This window comes from Vibrio sp. 10N.222.49.A3 (assembly GCF_041475145.1).
GTDB classification, from domain to species: domain Bacteria; phylum Pseudomonadota; class Gammaproteobacteria; order Enterobacterales; family Vibrionaceae; genus Vibrio; species Vibrio tasmaniensis_A.
Genome location: NZ_JBFRVM010000069.1, coordinates 1 through 19,441 on the forward strand (window position 1 = coordinate 1; position 19,441 = coordinate 19,441).

The 19,441-nt window shown below is 40.6% G+C and carries 12 protein-coding genes and 4 pseudogenes; 10 read left to right on the forward strand and 6 right to left on the reverse strand.

The window, feature by feature from the left end; all coding sequences use genetic code 11:
- Window positions 1-118: 118 nt before the first annotated feature.
- A pseudogene (locus tag AB4589_RS12925) lies at window positions 119-352 on the forward strand (prevent-host-death family protein); the annotation flags it as partial.
- A pseudogene (locus tag AB4589_RS12930) lies at window positions 343-572 on the forward strand (type II toxin-antitoxin system RelE/ParE family toxin); the annotation flags it as partial. The pseudogenes AB4589_RS12925 and AB4589_RS12930, both read left to right, overlap by 10 nt.
- Before the next feature lie 1,232 nt (window positions 573-1,804).
- On the opposite strand, the gene AB4589_RS12935 reads toward AB4589_RS12930, so the two are convergent.
- The 5 genes from AB4589_RS12935 to AB4589_RS12955 form a co-directional block, all read right to left on the reverse strand.
- A complete protein-coding gene (locus AB4589_RS12935; RefSeq protein ID WP_029222809.1) occupies window positions 1,805-3,085 on the reverse strand; it encodes an aromatic amino acid transporter in 1,281 nt (426 codons plus the stop codon).
- Between the two features lie 691 nt (window positions 3,086-3,776).
- Window positions 3,777-4,043, reverse strand: coding sequence for a transposase (locus AB4589_RS12940; RefSeq protein WP_240798348.1), 267 nt, complete (start codon window positions 4,041-4,043; stop codon window positions 3,777-3,779).
- A gap of 278 nt (window positions 4,044-4,321) precedes the next feature.
- A complete protein-coding gene (locus AB4589_RS12945; RefSeq protein WP_016800051.1) occupies window positions 4,322-4,960 on the reverse strand; it encodes a ParB/RepB/Spo0J family partition protein in 639 nt (212 codons plus the stop codon).
- A gap of 5 nt (window positions 4,961-4,965) precedes the next feature.
- Complete coding sequence (locus tag AB4589_RS12950; RefSeq protein WP_016800052.1) at window positions 4,966-6,210, reverse strand: DUF3440 domain-containing protein; 1,245 nt, start codon at window positions 6,208-6,210, stop codon at window positions 4,966-4,968.
- 146 nt (window positions 6,211-6,356) lie between these two features.
- Window positions 6,357-7,481: a carbohydrate porin gene (locus AB4589_RS12955; protein WP_016800053.1), complete on the reverse strand. Its 1,125-nt coding sequence runs from the start codon at window positions 7,479-7,481 to the stop codon at window positions 6,357-6,359.
- 238 nt (window positions 7,482-7,719) lie between these two features.
- Here AB4589_RS12955 and AB4589_RS12960 point away from each other — a divergent pair, with 238 nt between their 5' ends.
- From AB4589_RS12960 to AB4589_RS12985, 6 genes and pseudogenes are all read left to right on the forward strand, one after another.
- Window positions 7,720-8,919: a ParA family protein gene (locus AB4589_RS12960; RefSeq protein WP_016800054.1), complete on the forward strand. Its 1,200-nt coding sequence runs from the start codon at window positions 7,720-7,722 to the stop codon at window positions 8,917-8,919.
- Window positions 8,919-10,004 carry a ParB family protein gene (locus tag AB4589_RS12965; RefSeq protein WP_016800055.1) on the forward strand — a complete coding sequence of 362 codons (1,086 nt, stop codon included), beginning with the start codon at window positions 8,919-8,921 and terminating at the stop codon, window positions 10,002-10,004. The genes AB4589_RS12960 and AB4589_RS12965 overlap by 1 nt, the downstream gene beginning before the upstream one ends.
- Before the next feature lie 798 nt (window positions 10,005-10,802).
- Window positions 10,803-10,910: pseudogene (locus AB4589_RS12970) on the forward strand (hypothetical protein); the annotation flags it as partial.
- Window positions 10,911-10,973: 63 nt separating this feature from the next.
- Window positions 10,974-11,197 (forward strand): annotated as a pseudogene (locus AB4589_RS12975) (hypothetical protein); the annotation flags it as partial.
- A gap of 543 nt (window positions 11,198-11,740) precedes the next feature.
- Complete coding sequence (locus AB4589_RS12980; RefSeq protein WP_016800056.1) at window positions 11,741-11,917, forward strand: hypothetical protein; 177 nt, start codon at window positions 11,741-11,743, stop codon at window positions 11,915-11,917.
- A gap of 144 nt (window positions 11,918-12,061) precedes the next feature.
- The gene (locus AB4589_RS12985) at window positions 12,062-12,691 is read left to right on the forward strand and encodes a winged helix-turn-helix domain-containing protein (RefSeq protein WP_016800058.1); all 630 of its coding nucleotides are present in this window, start codon (window positions 12,062-12,064) and stop codon (window positions 12,689-12,691) included.
- Window positions 12,692-12,755: 64 nt separating this feature from the next.
- On the opposite strand, the gene tnaA is transcribed toward AB4589_RS12985, so the two are convergent.
- Entirely contained in the window at window positions 12,756-14,171 is a 1,416-nt protein-coding gene (gene tnaA / locus AB4589_RS12990) for a tryptophanase (RefSeq protein WP_029203693.1), read from the reverse strand.
- Between the two features lie 340 nt (window positions 14,172-14,511).
- Here tnaA and AB4589_RS12995 point away from each other — a divergent pair, with 340 nt between their 5' ends.
- Entirely contained in the window at window positions 14,512-15,855 is a 1,344-nt protein-coding gene (locus AB4589_RS12995; protein WP_102534055.1) for an opine metallophore biosynthesis dehydrogenase, read from the forward strand.
- A gap of 82 nt (window positions 15,856-15,937) precedes the next feature.
- A complete protein-coding gene (locus AB4589_RS13000) occupies window positions 15,938-16,369 on the forward strand; it encodes a GNAT family N-acetyltransferase (protein WP_016800061.1) in 432 nt (143 codons plus the stop codon).
- Window positions 16,370-19,441 lie beyond the last annotated feature (3,072 nt).

The following is a 19,441-nucleotide window of genomic DNA, read 5'->3' on the forward strand; positions in this document are numbered from 1 at the left end:
AACTGCTGGTGCGGATCAGTTTAGTGTAACTCCCAACGCTTTGCATTTCTCTCCACTAAACTTACTAGACTCAAGTGATTCAATAGTATCACTTGAGTCTTCTGTTGGAGTCCTTCTCATGAAAGTCGAGCTTGTTACTTCCCTTAAGCGTCAAGCGACCAAAACCCTCACAGACCTAGCCAGTGCTGTTCACCGAACATGGGACCCCCTCTACGTATCTGGTTGATGTGGACACCAGTTTATGCAAAACCGTTTGGCTATTCTCGAAGGGCTTGCTGGCGGTGAACTCGCAATCTCAAAGGCAAAGCACTGGGTCCTGATGAAGCAAGGAAAAATGTCAAAATGGCTGAAGGGATTTGGAGTGAGCCCGCGTTATCGACTCTCAATAATTCGCGGAATACATTGCCCTTGAAAACCTGCTCGCTGCCAAACAACTCGTTCAAAACATCTTCGAAAGAGTCGAACGCCTCAGCTAATTTCCCGAGTCTGGGCGTCTTCCTCCTGATCTTAAACACCTCAATTCTCGTGAATTCGTGGTTAATCCTTGCCGTGTTTTTTACCAAGCTAAAGGTGTGCATCTTTAGTTCAGCTGAACCAACCGTTGAACTAAAAACGTCTCAAGACGCTCTTGAAGTACTCGACCGTGATCAGTTTACCTTAATGAACGACCCCACGGCTATACGGCTGAGACGGGAAAAATTATCGTTATAAAACAAGGCAAAGTGACGTTTTCTGTTGAGGCCCAGAGGCTCATCAGCCCGTTATTAACTATCACGAACACCACCGCTGAAAATGTGTTGCTCACTTAATGAGACGGAGCGGAACAATACGAAAAGCGATTGCTTAAAGTGATAGAAGGCTTAACTTGGCGACACAAACGGTAAGTATTTTAGTTCTTCCCCAAGTTTGGATTTTAAAAAACTCAATTATACCGTTAATGAGATGAAATATAATGTGGTGCGGTCTTACGCAAAAAGCATTCAAGCGCTAGAGTAGAATGCCCCGATGGACGGACATTATGCAAATTTTCGACAACAAGATGGTGCGAGAAAAATGACAGTGTTGGTAGACAATATGACCGTTATTGCAAGGATTTAGCAAAGCTAACCGTCCCCGAATTAACTGCGCTCACCAAGGAGCATGGGGAGTTCTATTCATACTTCCCAACGCTTCATTTCTTTTGGACGTCGAGTAAAATTGCGCCAGAAATCACCACGCAATCCGCCGGCGCTTCAGAGTTTCTGTCTATCACTTGGTTCTCAAGAATTTCAAACATCCATAAGAGCCATTCTTCTCTGGCCATCTGTGTACGGAACATTCAAGTTCCGTCGGCAACGCTATCGAAAGGCCGAGGGCTGGCTCGGCTTTTCAATGTCTTTATTAACGATGTTTACTGGGGCTCCAAGGTTTCGCCAGAGCGATGAAAACGCTGGAAATTTACTTCTTTCTAGGGCCACTCTGTATGAGCCTCAGCGATCCGAGGGATTTGGTTTCCATGAATTGACCCATTGCCGCCCAATGGGCAATGGTTTGGGACGGGGTCAGTCCAGAGCTTTTGGCGGCTCTGAGTGCTTGTTTGAACAACACTTGATCGATATAGACACTCACTTTCATCACTAATCCTTCTTGTTCATGCTTACTTTATTTAAATTTACTCGGAACCCAAGATTTTGCCGCTAGAGTTTATTTTAAAACCGTCCTAATAGGGCTCGATCGGCAAATAACCACGCCCCTCAGCGCTCGGGTTGCTCGTCCTTGACCGTGATTTGAATCTTTTGGGTGGGTAATTTTAAAATTAATAAGGCTAGACGCCGTCAAAAACGGGCAGCGCTTCGAACAGGACTAGTACGTTGATAACGATGATGCTCACACCGTAGATAAACACACCAACCAACACCAACTCTCCTCCAGGCACTTGGTAAGCCTTCGATTTTTTCTGATCTTCTTCACTCTCTTCAAGGTTGTTAAACGCTGGTCTTTGTAGTCTCGATTTCCTTACTAACAATGCCGGTACGATACATGCCCAAATCGCAGCGGCAGACGCTGCATAACCAATTGCGCTAAGAAAACCAAAAGGAAAAAGAAGAGAAAAAATAAGAGGCGGAATAAATGTAACCGCCCAGGTCTTGGTTCTTCCTTTGGAGGTAGCATCAAATTGAAAAAGATCGGCCAAAAAATCAAACACACCCAACCCTACCCCAATAAAACTCGACAAAATGGCCGCCGCTGAAAAAGCACTAATGACATTTGATAGGGTTTCTTCAGCCAACACTGCTTTTAAGCTGATGAGTAAGATGTCTATATTTCCACCTTCTGCAATTATAGGGCCGAAGCTAATTCTTGGTAAATTACCATAGATACTTAATAGCCAAATGGTGTAGATAAAGAACGCCATGAGCGTTCCGCCTACAATCGCCCTTTGTGCGAGCCTTTCATCAAGGTAGTAGTCTCGCAGAGTGGAGACGCTGTGCTGGTATCCAAATGAAGTTAAAGCAATAGGGAAAAACCCCCATACGTATTGCGCATACTCAAACTTTAAGTGAGCAGTATCCAACAAAGTAACAAGATTAACATTAAACCAAAGGCCAGCAGTCCCAAAAATAAAGCTGATAATCATAAATAGCATCAACACCATGGAAATGCGGTCAACTGTTTTTGTTGAATGCCAAACTAGTCCAGAAAAGATAAGCACAAAAAGGATAGAAGCTAGTTTAGGGGAAAGGCCAAAGTACTCCTTAATGATCAGTCCAGATGAAGTGATGTAAGCGTACAGTAAAATCCCTCCCACAAAGTAGATCATTAAGTTATTAAAAAAATTAACCTCTTTTCCTAACAAATCTTTTGTGATGGAAGAAAAAGACGACCTGTATGGATAATCTTTTAAAACTTCGAGTAACAGACAACCACTGGTTGTCATAATGAGCATAGTGAAGAGCAAAGCCATTAAAGCCCCGATGGTCCAGACCCCAGCCCCTGCAGCGGGAAGTCCAAGCATACCAGCGCCGACGCAAATGCACGCGACAATACAGGCTCCTCCAATCATTGAAGGCGGGGTTGTGCTCCTTACCTGTTTCATACTAGACATAAATAAATACCTTTCTTTCGTTAGTTCAATTGCTCTTATTAGACTGCTCCCCTTACAAGCTAGGGAGGCACAAAAAAGCGCTAGAACCTAGAATCTAGAACTTAATTTTAGGAATGACATATTAATTAAATTCTAAATTAGCCTAATATTTCTACCTAGTTAACCTAACTAAAAAATATTGTTTCAATGTTGAGTGCAGAAGGTGTCAAAATCGGGGGGATTTAAGGTTCGTCAGAGAATGCGTGAAGCTGGTTAATGAGTAATCAGCCAGGTTCGCATCGATATAAACATGCAAAATTGGAGAGGCTAGACGCGATGATCTTACTTAGATTGGGTCTGGTTCAAAGTAGACCTACTTAAGCCGACGCGTTGTGGAATGGTCTTTATCAGATAAGCCTGATGCCACAATTTCAGGCAAGGAAAGATATGAGCTATTACTTGATGAGTTACTACAATCGGCCTCGGCCTCAGCACGCAACTCATGGGCTGTCGCCAGTAAATGCCGAAAATAGGCTTAAATCAGTGTCCGAAATGTTGACCACTTACACTTAACAGAATAACGTCTATCTTTTGGGGGGTCAGCGTGGTTTTTGTCTACGAGAGTTCGAGAGAGTTTGTGTTGAAAATCAGCGCGAGCGTTAGCGACTTTTTCATCGCATTTAGCTAATAGCAATCTAGCTTTACGAGATAACTACTTCTGCTTACGTCTGAGGTTCTTCTCAGCACGCTTTATAAATCTGGGGTTAACTGTCTTTCTGCCGTTCGATTCAATAGTAAAGTGAGACAGACCAAGATCAATACCTGTCACCTTACTCACTGTATGAAGCAAACTAGGCGCTTCCACTCCATCATCAACAAGGATAGATGCGTAGAACTTACCTGTTTTACTCAATCTGACAGTAATACTTTTAACTTTACCTACAATTTCACGGTGAATGTTCGCCTCTACAGGTTTCATTTTCGGAAGCTTGCGGTACATATGCGACTTTAAATGTAGAGCTTTGTGGTTCGCAAAACGCACAACGCCAAACTGAGCTATTAAAAACTCAGATTGCTCTTACGTTGGGTAAATGCGTGCCTTAGTTGCTCTTAACACTCAAAATCCTTAACTGTATTCATGAACAGTCTTATATCAACTGCTTCGGGCTGTCTATCTTAAAGTGCTATCGCACTTTCGCCTTATCTCCCCGCCCTCAGAGCTGGCGAGGGTTTACGGCGTGATTGCTAAAAAATCAATTACTCCCAGGACTGTGAAAATTCTTGATCTTTAAAGGCAGCAGCGAGGCCTGTGACTTGTTGTAATCGTAGAACTTCATCTTTATCCATTCCCAATTCGTAACAAATTTTATGATTTGCCCATCCCATCTCTTTGAGTTGAATAATCAGATCTGCAATCAGTTCAACTTGGTGTGAGCCACGCGCCAGGTTATGGCGAACAGAAGTCGATATGCAATTTTCTTCAGGCAAATTAAGGACCACCGCGGGGATGTACCCCGTTAGGGTTTGCAGATCTGGGTGGTTCAATAATAATTGATAACGATGAAACCCATCGATGACAACGTATTTTTTGACCGAAGCATTCAAACGATTAACCAAAATAGGCATAGTTAAACCATTTTTCTCCATCGACGTTTTTAGGAGTTTGCTTTCTGGAGGCGCCATTTTATTTGGGTTGTATTGATTAGCTTCTATTTCATCAAGTGGGATCATTTCAACATGACAAGCTGGCGGTAAATCAGGAATAAGCTCGATGAGTACTTTGGCTGCTTTATTGTAAATTGCGACCTTATCAATGACTTGTTTGTCCGTGTTATTGATAGATTTCAACGGCTTCTTGGTGCGATGCTGATAAGCTAGAGTAGGTTCACTTTCCATTCGTATCACTCTTCTTCTCCATAGAGGGCATGGTATTGTTTTGCTAAGGACTTGTTGTACCCAAAAGAGAGTCCTCGGCACCAATAGTCATTTTTAATCAGTACTTTACAAATTCTTCTCCAACTAGGAACTTGCTTCCTAGATTCCAATTTACTCTCTGCGTAATCAGGGATGCAGGTCACTCCTTTTTGAGGACCGTTTTTACGCCACCACTGTAAGAACTTAAAAATTCGGTCTCGGTAATGTTTTTCTACATGTGGCGGCATGGTTTTCAGAAGGTATTTACTGTATTGCCGGTAGCTAAGCCCCGGTGGTAATTCAAAGCGATAATAACCAAGGATACGCCCCTGACTTTTTGAGTATCGAGCACCAAAGTTACATCCTTCTACTCTGGCAACTAATTTTTGCCAGGTATCAGGTTCTAATATTTGATATAGCCACAGCCCTTTTCTTTGCTCATCGCCAAAAGGTTGGCAAAGCCGCTGCTGTGAAAGAGGGACGCCGGCCTTATGCATTAAGTCGTAAATACGGTTGTAATCCCAACTAAAGCGGTAATTCGCAACCCAAATATCTTTAGTTTTCCAATCGTATAAGGGATAAGCCATATACACATCTGGCTGCATTTTAGTCGTCCAATATTTATCTGAAAATTTTTTTTTGGACCTATTTTTAATGGTATTGAAGCGATGTAAAGACTCATCAGCACGTATACCGATTAACACAGCGATTGGCTCACCCCTTTCCTTTTGGTACCAATGAGCAAACTTAAAAACAAAGTCTTCAAACTCCATCCCGTTTTGGAAAAAAGGGAATACATCCGGGTTTGAAATCACGCCTTTATGCGGTGGTCGGTCCCTGACCCATTGCGCTTCTTTAGCAGGATCCCAACAAAGCCATTTAGGTTGAAACTGTGAGATTGAATTCCTTAAGCTGAGCGGTAAACAAACCCAATAGGGGTTAATTTCTCCGTCCAGTACCATGCGCTCAATGAAGGCATGAGTTTCATGATACTGAGCTTCAAAGTCCACGATGAGTACATCGACAGGTAATCGACCACGCTTTTTCGCTTCTTGAATAGTCAGATTTAAAAGGACGCCAGAGTCTTTCCCTCCAGAGAAGGAGACATAGAAATGGTTAAAGTTGTCGAAAAGATAGCAAATTCTTTGTCGAGCGCCTTCAAGCACATTGTATTTTTGCTGAATTTTATCTCGAGAGAAATCGCCTTCTCTTCTTTTTTTATTGGCAATCATGATTTCCACAATGTCATTAACTACTCAAATAAAAATAAATAACTTTTGCATTTTTTATAAATTAATTATTAATAATTAATTTATTTATAAGGGCAATATTAAAGAAAAGCTCTTCCGAATTTCAAGCTCGGGAGAGCTTTGAGAGACTAGAAACTAAAGTGAAGATTACCTCTTAAACCAATAATCCAACTGTCATCAGCTTCTGAGTTCTTCGGTAAAGAATAAAGATATTGAACATTAGGAGTTAACGAGAGCGCACCCCAGTTCATTCGGTAATAGATTTCAGAGTTATAAGAGTCATCAGCTACATTAGCAGAGTTGGGCTTAGCCCAACCCAAGGCGATGCCTAGCATGCCAGGTCCTGCCTCATACCCAGTACCAAACACGACCGAAGATTTGTATAGAGCCTCAGGTCCTTGCGCGACACCGGCTCTGAAAAATGGTATCCATGAGCCGGTTTTATATATGGACGACCAATTTGCGCCATAGTTTTCGCTAGCTTTCTCTTTTCCATCACTGTGCCAAACTGTTAGGTGTGAATTCTTCAAATAAAAATCGTCTTTCGACTCCACCCAACCTATTTCTAGGGACTTAAAATATTGATTATCATTGATGAACTGTTCAACACCATCGAAAGGCTTAGTCGAATCAGCTTTTGCATCAGAGAAACTTGCATAAAAATAATAGTTTTCCGACATCATATGGCGTAGAACGCCGCCGAATGTTGATTCATCTGGGATTGGGATAGAACCGGAACCGGTACTAAACTGTAAGTTAGAAAAACCATAGTAAGGGTTACCCAACTGATAAGTATCAACATAATCAGTTGCATCTAAAAAACCAACCATCATATCAGTAGATTGTTTATTAAAGGTTTGTGTCCAATAAAGATTCGTTAACCTTAAACCTATATCACTAAAAGCTGGTTGGATTACACCAAACCCTCCGCCATTCTCCATGACAAATTCAGAGGGCGTACTCTCTGTATAACCGTGCTTATGATCAACCCTCAGCTGCAAAGCTCCGGTATCACTCTCTTTTTGGTAAGCTCGCCAATTCAATGTAATCCGTGCAATACCAGCTGCCGCACTGCTGTCTTTGTTCGGCAAGCTCTCACTGGACGTTAAACCAAAAACATAATAATCCACAGCTCCCTTTAAATCCTGGTCTTCAGCCGCATGAATCAACGTTGGCGTAACAAACACAACCGATCCCACAAGCGTTAGCCAAAAACGCTTAGTCTTTTTCGTAAATGCTACATTCTCAATCATATCAATAACTTCCTTTTTTTTTCATCGAAGTTGTACGACTCAGCTCAACTTTCATTGTTAGTCAGGAGTTATTAAGAGGGATTTGAAAAATGAATACTCGTAATTAATAGGTAATTTAAGCGCTCTCCTTTATCAACCTGTCACAATCATTTATTTAAAATCGAAAACACCTCAATTTTTTATACCAACATCAAAAATTGAGGTATATACTATTTCTTATCCCTACCCGGAGGCAGAAATGGATAATCAAAACACTACAAACACATTTCAAGCGCTTAAAATCGGTGCAGACGCTTACATTCAGCGTCGTAATCAACGTTTACTGGCCAATCATCGCAAAGAGCTGCGTAACTTTACCCGAGCAGAAGCCTCGGCCTACCTTGGCATTGATGCAAAAACGCTTGATCGGTATGTTACCGCCGCTGCGATAGATCCCCGTCGTCATGAAGACTCACAATGGTCGATCGATATCGCGGAAATGTACAAGGTACGTAACTTACTACCAGATAATCTACGTAAAGACGCTAAGTTCATACGCAGTGAGCAGCAAAAGGCGCAAGTGATGGTTATCCAGAACCAAAAAGGCGGTGTTGGTAAAACCGTTTCTGCCGCGACTATCGCATCAGGTTTAGCGACCGAGTTTCATCAAGAGTATCGTGTTGGTCTAATCGATATGGATGGCCAAGCCACGCTATCGATGTACTACGCGCCCGAAGCCGAGCAAGAAGGTAACTTGTCTGTTGGTGACTTGATGATGAAAACGTTCGACCTCGATGAAGGCGAAACCGTTGATCAAGTCATCTCTGAAGCCTTTCTTGAAACTACCATTCCAAACCTGCGCATTTTGCCTGCCGCGCAAAGTGACCGAGCGATGGAAGGCTGGTTTCATGAGCAAGTATTCAGTCAAACCTTAAATTCACCTTATTCACTACTTAAAGACATCATCGATAGTGTAAAAGATGAGTTTGATATCATTATTATCGACACCCCTCCTTCACTAGGTTATGCAACCTTCAATGCGTATTTTGCCGCAACGAATGTGGTCTTCCCATTGTCGATTACCGAAAACGACATTGATGCTACCTGCTCTTACTTCAGCTACATTCCTCAGGTGTGGGCCCTGTTAGAGAACGCCAACCATGAAGGCTACGACTTCATGAAGATCTTACTGACTAACCATCGTGATAGCTCAACCACTACCGAATTAATGAACAACCTGTACGACAACTTCTCTCCTTACTTGTACTCAAAAGAGTTTAAGCATAGTGAGGCCGTTCGTCAGTCGTCTTCCCTACTCTCGACGGTGTTTGATATGTCGAAAAGTGAATACCCGAAAAGCAAAGCAACTTTCCAAAGCGCGCAACAAAACAGCTATGAAGTTACAAGTCAGATCTTGCGCGATATTCTGAACGTTTGGCGTGAACAGGAGAACAAATAATGGCGAAGAAACGTGGCGGGAGCCCTTTAGGCAATGCTCCTGGTTCAGCTCAAGCGCAGCAATCAGCGGCCAAAGCAAATTTAGACACTCTAACAAGTCAACTCAGCACCGAGCTAGAGAAAAGCGGGCAAAACGCTGAAGACTACCTTAGAACTAAGTTTGGATTAGAGTCTGTTGGCCAGAAAATGGTTTGGCAATTAGCTTCTGGTTCAACTGCCACTTTCAATGAGGTTACACTGTCACACGAACAAGTTAAGCAGAACTCATTTGTGACCTTTGATGTTAATGGTCGTGACCAGTCTCTGTTAACCAAAGAATCATTGGAAGATTTGAACTCGTTAGAGTTTCAGCAGTTCTATCCAGCCGTTGGCCGAGAAATTAATGGTCGCATTGATATTCTTGATGGCTCTCGCCGTCGTGCTTGGTTTTTATTTCAAGAAGGTCGTGTAAAAACATTCCGAATTCTAGTCACTCAAAACGAGCTTTCTACCACCGATGCCAAAGCGCTGGCTAAGCAGCTGCAAACCGCCAAAGAGCACAACCAGCGTGAGATTGGTTTGCAATGTCAAACTCTGATGAAGAACGGTGAGCTAACTCAAGAAGATGCGGCAAAAATCTTAAATATTAGCCGTCAAGCGGTAGGTCGAGCGCTGAAAGCAGCCAGTATTGACAGTAAGCTGATTGCCCTATTCCCTGTCGTTAACGACTTGTCTCATGCTGATTACTCACTCTTGGCTAAGGTGATGAAAGCGTTCGCCGATGACAAGAAAGCCTTGAGTAGCTTCATTAAAAAAATAGCCGATAATGCTGTCAACGCTCAGGCTGAGCAGAGCCAAGAAGACGCTAAAGACGCTCTGATTGCTTACATTAAAGATGAGTTAAAGATCGTTGAAGCCAAGCAAGAATTAGACAAAGCTGTCATTACTCCTCTAGCAGAGTTCGACAGTAAAGGTATGTTTGCTCGTAAGCGTGTTAAAGGTCGAAACTTTTCGTATGAATTTGGTCGCTTATCAAAGGATGTCCAAGCTGAACTCGATAAAGCTATCCAATCAGTGTTAGGTAAACACCACCAATCAACTTTATAAAAAGATAAAGGCTCTCAAATTAGGGCCTTTATCTTTCACCTAACCCGTCCTAAATAAGGTTGACACATATCCAACATGAAATTAGAGAGTTACAAATACAATTATGACTGTTATCAGAACGCACTTGCGGAAAGGATAATGGAAGACTAAAGATAGAATACTCGCTGATGATGCAAAGAAAATGGTCTCCAAATCAGTAAAAACTAGGCCCTACAATGAGTTTGGCCTCGTCAAACTCTAAAACACCCCCCCCGATGAAGTACATCCATCATTTTAATTAACCACTTGTTTGTCACCTCCCTCTATGCCAAATCGAAAAAATAGGATGACTACAAGCGACTAAACCATCAAGAACAAGTTGGCTTGGGAAACTTCCTTCCTTATTCTATTTGACCTAGGGTAACTTCATCCTTATAACCCAAAAATTGGCTAAGTGCAGAGTGTTTGGTTCTAGGTGAACCTAACAATCGAATTATTATCTTAGCCAAATATAAAGACCATTAATTTATTATTAATAAATAATGATAAGGCTTAATTCTTCTCACGTCCAAAAGGCTCTCTCCTGTAGTGGCCTCCTGATCCCGGACCTCATAAATGAGGGGTTCAATGGCAAAACGACAAAGACGTACATTTTCTACTGAATTCAAAAATATATGCTGCAAGCTTGGTTCTTGACCAAGGGGGCTCCATCCCTGAAGCAGCTAGCTCTATGGAATACGTGAAACAGCTTTACGTCACTGGGTCGAATAACTCAAAATTGAGCAAGGTGAGGTTACTTATCTTAGGTCTGGTTCGAAGTGGGCCTACTTAGCAGTAGTGCTTGACCTATTTAGTCGACGCGTTGTGGGCTGGCCTTTATCAGATAAGTCCAATGCTGAATTAGCATCTAAAGCTTTAGGGCTGGCTTAGGAGAAACGGGGACGGCGAAGAACATGATGTTCTATTAATATCAAGGATGCCAGGACAACTCAAAGCATGAGCCTTCGTGGTAATTGTTGGGAAAACACTCCCATAGAAGGTTATTTAGAAGCTTGAAAGCCGAGTGGGTACCAGAAACAAGCTACCTGGAACAAGCTCAGGACAAGAAAGACAACGGCTATTATCTGATGAGTCCTTACAATCGGCAACGCCCTCAAGAAAATGATGGGTTGTCACCAGTTAATGGCCCTTCAGCCAGTGTCCGGTACTTTTGACCACTACACCCCCTAGAACAATCAATATTCCGCCGACCATCAAAGACCATAAGCTAACCTATTTTATTTTTTAGTGACCCAAGTTCAAGCTAGACGCCCCCAAAACGCAATGAAATCTGTACTACTAAACATTAGATTAGTAAGTACACCAAAAAATGAATAGCTGCAGCTCGATTAAGAGTTCCGATTCTTTCGTAACGAATTGAGGAATAAAAGCAAAATAACAGGCTCAAGGGATCTCGTAGACAGAGAAGAAGCAACTATATAAAACAGGAAGAATGAGAGTATTAGTCAAAAATTTATTGTTATTTAACCCTCCAAAACCCCAGTTTTAAAAAACTAAAATATCACTATAAATAGATGATTTTTTTGATAAATTATTTATAAATTATCAAAAAAATCCTATGAGGAATGGCCTAAATTTTAGCCATTGCCAAATGGGTAATCTAAAATTATTAATAATCATTTTTTATTAAAATTCATTCATCTACACAGATAAATTAGAGATGTGTATATGAATAAATTTTCAAAAGGACTACTAATATGGAAACACTGATCTGCCGCTCTTTTCAATCATTTATAGATTTCTGCGATAACGATATTGTTAAAGGAAAAAATATCCACTGCACTTTTAAGGCCTGTAAGGAGAAGGACTGGCGTTGGATGCAGTTTTACCTAAACGACAAAGGAGGAAAAGAGCTGACCTTTAGCTTCATATGAAACAAAACGCCTTAACTAATATTTCGTTTAACTTCAAATTTATTCAAAATTTTGTAAATAGTATTCAAAAAATGAGCCATTATATAAAGCACTAGAAAAACTAACTGTCTTAACCATCGCTCTCTAGAAATATGGAGAAACACTATGTTAAAAGCACATCTCGAAAACCTACAATTACCTATAGGTAATTGTATATTACACAGGGATGAATCAGGGGCTCAATTGATGCTTAGCAATCAAAAGTCATTTTCAATTACCCTACCTGAAAGCTGTATCCTTGAAACTCTGATTAAGAAAGAACAACTCATTTCAACCAAAGAAGAGTTAATTATTGCCGCTTGGGGGAGCCCAGATATCATCGGGCCTAACTCTTTACCAGTCGCGATAACTAACCTAAGAAAAGTTCTAGACCTTGATAGCATCAAAATCGTCAACATCCCAAGAAAAGGTTACAAGATTCATATTCCTGAATTTGAAACCTCACTAGACCCGCCGAGAGATATAAAGTTACCACGTCACTCTAAGTTTTCGTGTCCTCTCAAAAAAGCAACCAATCATCTAAAATTATACCAATGGACTTTCATCGGCTTATCTTCAACAACCCTCGCGGTCCTACTAATCAGTTATTTCTATTTTCGATACGAACTTGAAGTTGTTAACGTGAACCTTAATAATCAATCAAGCCAAATCTGTTTAACAAAAAAGGATGAACTGAAATTAATCCTCGCCTCTTCCCAAGTTCAGGCAAGCAAAAAACCTTCAATAAACCCCTAACACCTCGTCAATTTAGTTATTAATAACTAAATCCCCCCTTATTCACAGCAAAGGGGGGTACAACTTAGAGTGCAGGTTCTAACGTAGCGTTAAAATGTCTCAATACTTTAGGTTCATAAGTAAACTTCAAACCTGAAATAGATGAGGCGCGTTTTTTCACTTCTTTAAAAGCAGCAATAATGTAATCAAGGTGAGCTTGCGTATAGGTTGCTCTGGGAATGGCTAAACGCAACAGTTCCGCTGGACAAGGCAGTTGTTCACCAGTTTCAAGGTCACACCCTTGCAATAAGGACCCTATTTCAGCCCCACGAATACCCGCCACTTTATAAAGCTCACAAGATAAAGCATGCCCAGGGAATTGTTCCGGCGGAATATGAGGTAAGAGCACACCTGCGTCAATAAATGCAGCATGACCGCCAGCTTGCTGGCAACGAACCCCTAACGCTTCAAGACCATTTACTAAATATTCAACTTGCTGAAGACGGGAAGCTAACCAATCTTCTTCCATCCCATCATAGAGTCCGACAGCTAGGCGCTCCATAGCACCGCCTTCAAGCCCGCCATAGGTTGGAAAGCCTTCCAATAGCACGCATAATGTTTTGCATTCTAATTGAACATCTAACAAGCTTTCATCTTTGAAAGCAAGCAATCCCCCAATAGGAACCATCGCATCTTTTTTCGCTGACATAGCAAAGATATCGGCATATTTAAAAGCTTCGCTAGTTATCTCTTGAATGCTCCATTCAGCATATCCCTCTTCGCGTTGCTTTACAAAATAGGCGTTCTCTGCAAACCGTGCACAGTCCATAACTACGGGAATATCATAAAACTGCGCTAACTCATAAACAGCCTTCAAATTGGCAAGAGAAACTGGCTGACCACCTGCAGAATTGCAAGTAATCGTACTCACAATATAGGGCACATTTTTAGCCCCGATCTCTTCAATGCCAGACGCGAGCGCTTTCAAGTCAAAATTGCCTTTAAAATCTCTCTTAACTTCAGTATTAAAGGCATCACGAGAAGGCACATTCATCACACGACAGTTATTTTTTTGAGTGTGCCCTTGAGTGGTATCAAAAAAGTAATTTGAAAATGCGGCCATCTTTTCTCGTTCTAGCCCCTTATCTCGTTCACGCTTATTGATCAAGGCAGGTACATACAACTGTTCAGCGCCACGTCCTTGGTGTGTAGGGATAGTAAACTGATAGCCAAATATATCTTTTACCGTTTGGCTAAGCGTCCGATAGCTTCGACTGCCGCTGTACGCTTCATCACCTCTCAACATTGCGGATTGCATGGCCTGCGTTACTGCCCCGGTGCCACTATCGGTCAGTAAATCGATAAACACTTTATCGCTATCTAACAAAAAAGGATTGTACCCCGCTTTCATTAACGCCAGCTCTCGCTCTTGTTCTGTTGTTCTTTTAACTGGTTCAATAACCCGGATTCGATACGGCTCCGGCAAATAGTGTGAATCCATAGGCTGTTCTTGATTGTTGCTAATTGCTGACATAGGGTTCTCTCCAAACATTTTCCAACGATTAAGGGTAAGTTGGTTAGAAATAACTAAAGAAGCCCATTATTCGGACACCCAAACCTCTCCTTCCCAACTTAAATAAAGATTAATCAAATAAATAAAATTTGGTATTAATTTCAGCGTAAATTAAATATTAATAAACATATTAACAACACCTAAAAGCCCTCTAAAAAAGCATCATAGCCATGAGAAAACCTGACCAAATGACATCACCGTTTTTTTAATTAATAAAGATAATTAAATAAACAATGGACTTAGAAAGTAGCACTATAAAAGTAGTGGTATGAGAATGAAAAATATACCTAGAGCATATAAATTAGAAGGAAAATGGAAATATGGAGAGCCCATTATGATACTAGGGAACACATTGGTTGCTGGAGCGGGGCCGGTCGGCATTCAAACTAGCCAAATTATGGCTCCTCTTAGTCAAAAAATAGCCCTCATCGGCAAAAGCTCCCCTCAGTGGGAAAATAGGCAAAGATTAATCAAACAACACGGATACGTTGTTTGTTGTGAGGTGAATGAACCACAATTAGCGACACTAGTCGGATTAGTTAAGTTTAATGAACTTTATACAGAGCTATCTCCCCTTCCCTCCTCTTGGGATACGTTAGTTTTAGCCACTCCAGCTCACGCCTATTGTGATGTGTTGTCTTCCTTTTCTGAAATTTTATTAAAGAACTTAAAACAAATCATTCTTATGTCCTCAATGCTCGGTGGGTGTCTTATTTTAGAAGGAATGTTAAAAAAGAAAGGAGCCTCTCCAAATATAATGCTCTTCTCTAGCTACTTTGCGACGTCTTATTTTACTTCTAACCCGACGGACAAAAATAGGGTCCTCACGGTCAGAACCAAAACAGTAAAAAAACGAGTTTATATTTACCAGTCTAAATCCAATGATGGTTTATTGAGCGCCTTGCGAAACGCTTTAGAAAAAATTGATGTTCAAGTCATCCCTTTAGATAACTCGTTCAGTGTGGAAGGCAGAAACATTGCTACTTATGTACACCCTGCTTTTATTATCAATACGTTTTCATTAGATCACATGTTGTCTAAGGAAGACGAAGTTAAGTACATGTATAAACTGTACCCAGAAGGGCCAATCACCATGAGTTCGATTAGGGATTTACTACTGCACTGGAAATCAGTTTCTCGCCTACTTGAACATTACTCAGCTCAACCGATTAATCTACTGCAGTTGCTAAATGATGAACATCACCGAGTACATGAAAAGACTATCCCCAAGGACAAAATAGTCTCTTTCAACGAGCTTGATGAGATAGAGCAGGAATATCTACTCTACATACGATATAGCACAATCCTGATAGACCCAGACCCGTTTTCAAAAGGTAAAACCTTTGAGGTTTCAGCCAAACCTTATATCAAAGGAAAAGTTAGAAAAGGAAGACTACTACTCCCCAGAACTCCTCTAGAAGACCTACAGACCCTTTATTGGCTTAACCACTTAGTTCAAAGCTCAAGCCTAATCTCTTCTGTCACATTTCCCTCAATAGAAGTGTTTGAAAATTGGATAAAAGAAAGAAACCTACCAAATACGCTAATCCAGGCTTTAAAACAACGCGCAAAAGAATATTACGAATATGCAACCCCATCTATTAGCCCCTAGTAATTACTAGGGGACACACATATCTTTTAATTCGCATTTTAGCGTTTTGCTTCAAAAAGATAACAGGAAAAAGGAGATTAAGGTGTTAATAAGAAAAGCGACGCTCAACGACATATCCTCTATCAATGCTCTGTGTCACGAGCAACTAACAGGCAGCCACAGTAAAATTAGCCATTACAAGAGAGAGCAGAACGAATACAGCTTAAGTGATTACAATTTCAGTAAAATCAGAATCATTGATCTAGTTTTTACGGAATCAATGATGAAGGAGAAGCTAAACAATAAAAATATCTATTTTTTTGTCGCTGAAACAAAAAAGAATAAACAAGTCATAGGTTACCTAATGGTTAGTGTCCATCCTCCTAAAAAAAGGCCGGCTCTCCAACAACGTCTCCCATCTTTCTACGCTTACATCGAACGATTTTATGTGTCGTATAAATACCATGAACAAGGTATTGAGCTTGCCCTACTCAACAGCTTTGATTATTGGAAAAAATACAAATCAGCACACTAATCATTATCTTTCAAAAAACCATGAAATTTGTCAATGCTCAGGCTGAGCATTGACAAATTTTCCCACAATCAAATCAATCTAAAGCTGTTTTTCTATAAAAGCCCATCAAACCTTCTTGATACCCAATCAAAAAGAAAAGGGCGAAACTAATATTGCCAGTGAGTTGCGAAAAGACAAGACAACACACACCACTACGACCCAAGCTAAAATAACGTATTCAATCGGTCACCAGTTATAAATTGCCCCAAGCCCCCTGGTTATCCCAAACCAAAGTAAAGGCGAGACAGCGAGTAACCAAGGAGTTTGGACCTCGATTTTTTATATGTCGGTTGCACCAGAAAAAAATAGCAACATGAAACGTCGATACCACAGCGTAAATCACACCGGTAATTAAGGTGTGACTGAGACACTACATTGTGCTTGGATACTGGTAGGAGGGCAGGGTAGGAGAGTATTAGAAGAGAACAGTTCATCTGCTTGGCATATGTGGCTTCAAACATCGAAATTAAAGCTAAGCGGTGTTCTGCTATTCGCTAGACAGATCTACGAGAGAAAGCCCTAATGCCTCACCTATGACATCTGGACAACTAGAAATTCGTGAATTTTAAAAGAAGGTATCTCGTCTTAAATAGGTTGACGATTTTTAGCAAGCCTGTAACGGAATTTTTTGTTTTTTCATACATATTATTTGGCCTGTTCATCTTACGAATGAAGGCGTCCGTTGACAATGACAACTAATGAACGCCCTCATCAGATTGAACATAAGTCATGTAGCTCACCAAAAACTCCTCTACCTTTGAAGAAAACATTTATTTTACCAAATTCGGATGCTTTTTCATTCAATGCCTTTTTCATTGTTTTGGTGTAGCTCCATTTTGGCTTAACCAGCAACCGCTCTTCTTGAAGGTAGTTAAACTAAACATCGCGGCCCAGCTTTATTCCTTTAGCTATCAATTGAGTTTTTAGTAAGAGAAGTGAAGCTTGTGAGTTCCTAGTCGAGACATGAAGCGCCTTAGTGCAAGCTCACCTTGACAATTTTTCTCTCTGATATACACATTAAAGATAAATATCGCGTAACGAACAAGCCCTAATTACGCTTACTTTCTTTTCGAAGGCTTCTTGCCGCCCTCGGTGATTTCGGCATCGTGCTCTTCCTTGAACTGACTAAATAATCCATTTCTCCATTTTCAATGGTATCCACAACCTGTATTTAAAGCCTAGTGTGTAATCTCGCTGAGTGCTCTTAACGTAGTGTTTATTTGGGATGGTCATAATTAGTCCTCAATGTATAAACATATTTCAAGACGGGGAAAATATTAAAAAAACCACGACTCTGCTGATAGTTTAACAGTCGGACAAGAGATAAAGTTTATCGATGGCTTACAAGCTCGTCGGAAACCTAAAAATATCATGGACCACAGCGGCCAAGGCTGTCACTAAATAAGTGGAAAGTATCATCAATTACTGCGGTGCTTCCAGATAAAAAACTTATCTCGACGAAAAAATTGCAGGGAGTAGGCGACAATCGAACGTTTTTTAGAAGCTTAAATACTAAGTGGATTCCCGCAATAAATTATCGCAGCTTTGCAGAGACTCAAAAAATCATCCAATACATAATTAGATATTCCAGCCAACTTAGGCCATATCAGTATAATGGTGTTCTGACACTCATTGGCTCAGAACGATTGATTGTCTTGAAAACCGTGACCAATTTTATTGGACCACTATACTCTTGCCTCTAAAGAAAGATAAAGCCCAATTAAGCGATAAACGTAATTTCCCATCTAAGGGTTGATAAAGATTGCTACAAAGTTAGCGTGGTTGCATGACATTGGTATTCCTACAACGTTCGCGAGCTTGTTCGGTTGTGGAGTGGAACAGCACCTACCGACAATTTCAATTTAATAATCAGTAATTTCAGAGCAAGCTTCAGGAACACATTCGTCAAAGTTGGATTTCATTTACGCAACAAGGTTTAAGTCGATTTTAAAGTTAATCTTCTCAGGGACGATAGTAGAAATAGCCTCTGAAGCCAATTTCTATCCAAGAGTGAGAGAAAGGGGCGGTAAATTATAATTATTGACTTAACCTTTGAAATTCGAGAGTTCGTAATATTTGATTTCTGGCGTTGGCACTTAAGGTTCTTCCCAAGGCAAATTAATCCCACTGTCATTAATATAATCAGCGCTCAACACACACAACTCATCACAACACGAATCAACCTTTGTCCAATCCTAACATCTATAGGCCTCATCATTTGCTTGAGGAGGCTATTGCCGATTGTAGTAGCTCATCAGGTAATAGCGACTGAGCTTGTGTCCACTCGATTTTCAAATTTATGAATAACTTCTCCATGGGAGCATTGACGATCCCATGTCAATACTTACATCATAACTGAAAAATCTTTCAATATAATGGAGGGAAATTTACAAACGATATAGCGTTTCAAAAATCTTTGTGTTTCTCTTATCGAAAGTCCCTCTGCTTCTCTTCGCTACATATAGTTTTGTCTTAGGATCACTTCTCATTCTATCAAAACTACTGTCATCGGTGTCAGGATGTCTTTCCTGATGAAGTTTGTAACGAACTCACTTCAAAGAGGTTAGGTAAATGCAGACTCTTTGTCTAACCTCTGTAGATTAGCACATGCTGTAACCAACAATATCGCAGCTACACATGATCCACACAAAAGTGTTCCATTAATGTTGAAGCTCTTTCTTTAGTTCGCATGAGAGAAACTTTTCGTAAGTAGATTTAAATGATAAATAGGTTTGACTGCATAAAAAGTCGAGGAGACATAGCAAGCTCGTTTAATTCAGTCAGGCGCAGTGACGAGTAATGCATGAAACTGATTTACAGCCTGGGATGATCTAAAAAACGAAAAGATCTTCACCATAAGAGCCCGTATTAATAGTAGCGATTAACCACCTAGTTTAGTACCTAAGATCATTAGACCACTACAAACCCAACCCGTTTATCAATTACATGCAATTGGTAAAAAATATAGCTAAACATTAAAAGTAAGACATAAAATCATTAGATAACTAACATTTACCCAACAACTAACATCAA

Bases quoted from the DNA above. Each gene is read 5' to 3' on its own strand.
- AB4589_RS12935 (WP_029222809.1), bottom strand. From the start codon at position 3,085: ATGTCTAGTATGAAACAGGTAAGGAGCACAACCCCGCCTTCAATGATT.
- AB4589_RS12940 (WP_240798348.1), bottom strand. From the start codon at position 4,043: ATGAAACCTGTAGAGGCGAACATTCACCGTGAAATTGTAGGTAAAGTT.
- AB4589_RS12945 (WP_016800051.1), bottom strand. From the start codon at position 4,960: ATGGAAAGTGAACCTACTCTAGCTTATCAGCATCGCACCAAGAAGCCG.
- AB4589_RS12950 (WP_016800052.1), bottom strand. From the start codon at position 6,210: ATGATTGCCAATAAAAAAAGAAGAGAAGGCGATTTCTCTCGAGATAAA.
- AB4589_RS12955 (WP_016800053.1), bottom strand. From the start codon at position 7,481: ATGATTGAGAATGTAGCATTTACGAAAAAGACTAAGCGTTTTTGGCTA.
- AB4589_RS12960 (WP_016800054.1), top strand. From the start codon at position 7,720: ATGGATAATCAAAACACTACAAACACATTTCAAGCGCTTAAAATCGGT.
- AB4589_RS12965 (WP_016800055.1), top strand. From the start codon at position 8,919: ATGGCGAAGAAACGTGGCGGGAGCCCTTTAGGCAATGCTCCTGGTTCA.
- AB4589_RS12980 (WP_016800056.1), top strand. From the start codon at position 11,741: ATGGAAACACTGATCTGCCGCTCTTTTCAATCATTTATAGATTTCTGC.
- AB4589_RS12985 (WP_016800058.1), top strand. From the start codon at position 12,062: ATGTTAAAAGCACATCTCGAAAACCTACAATTACCTATAGGTAATTGT.
- tnaA (WP_029203693.1), bottom strand. From the start codon at position 14,171: ATGGATTCACACTATTTGCCGGAGCCGTATCGAATCCGGGTTATTGAA.
- AB4589_RS12995 (WP_102534055.1), top strand. From the start codon at position 14,512: ATGAGAATGAAAAATATACCTAGAGCATATAAATTAGAAGGAAAATGG.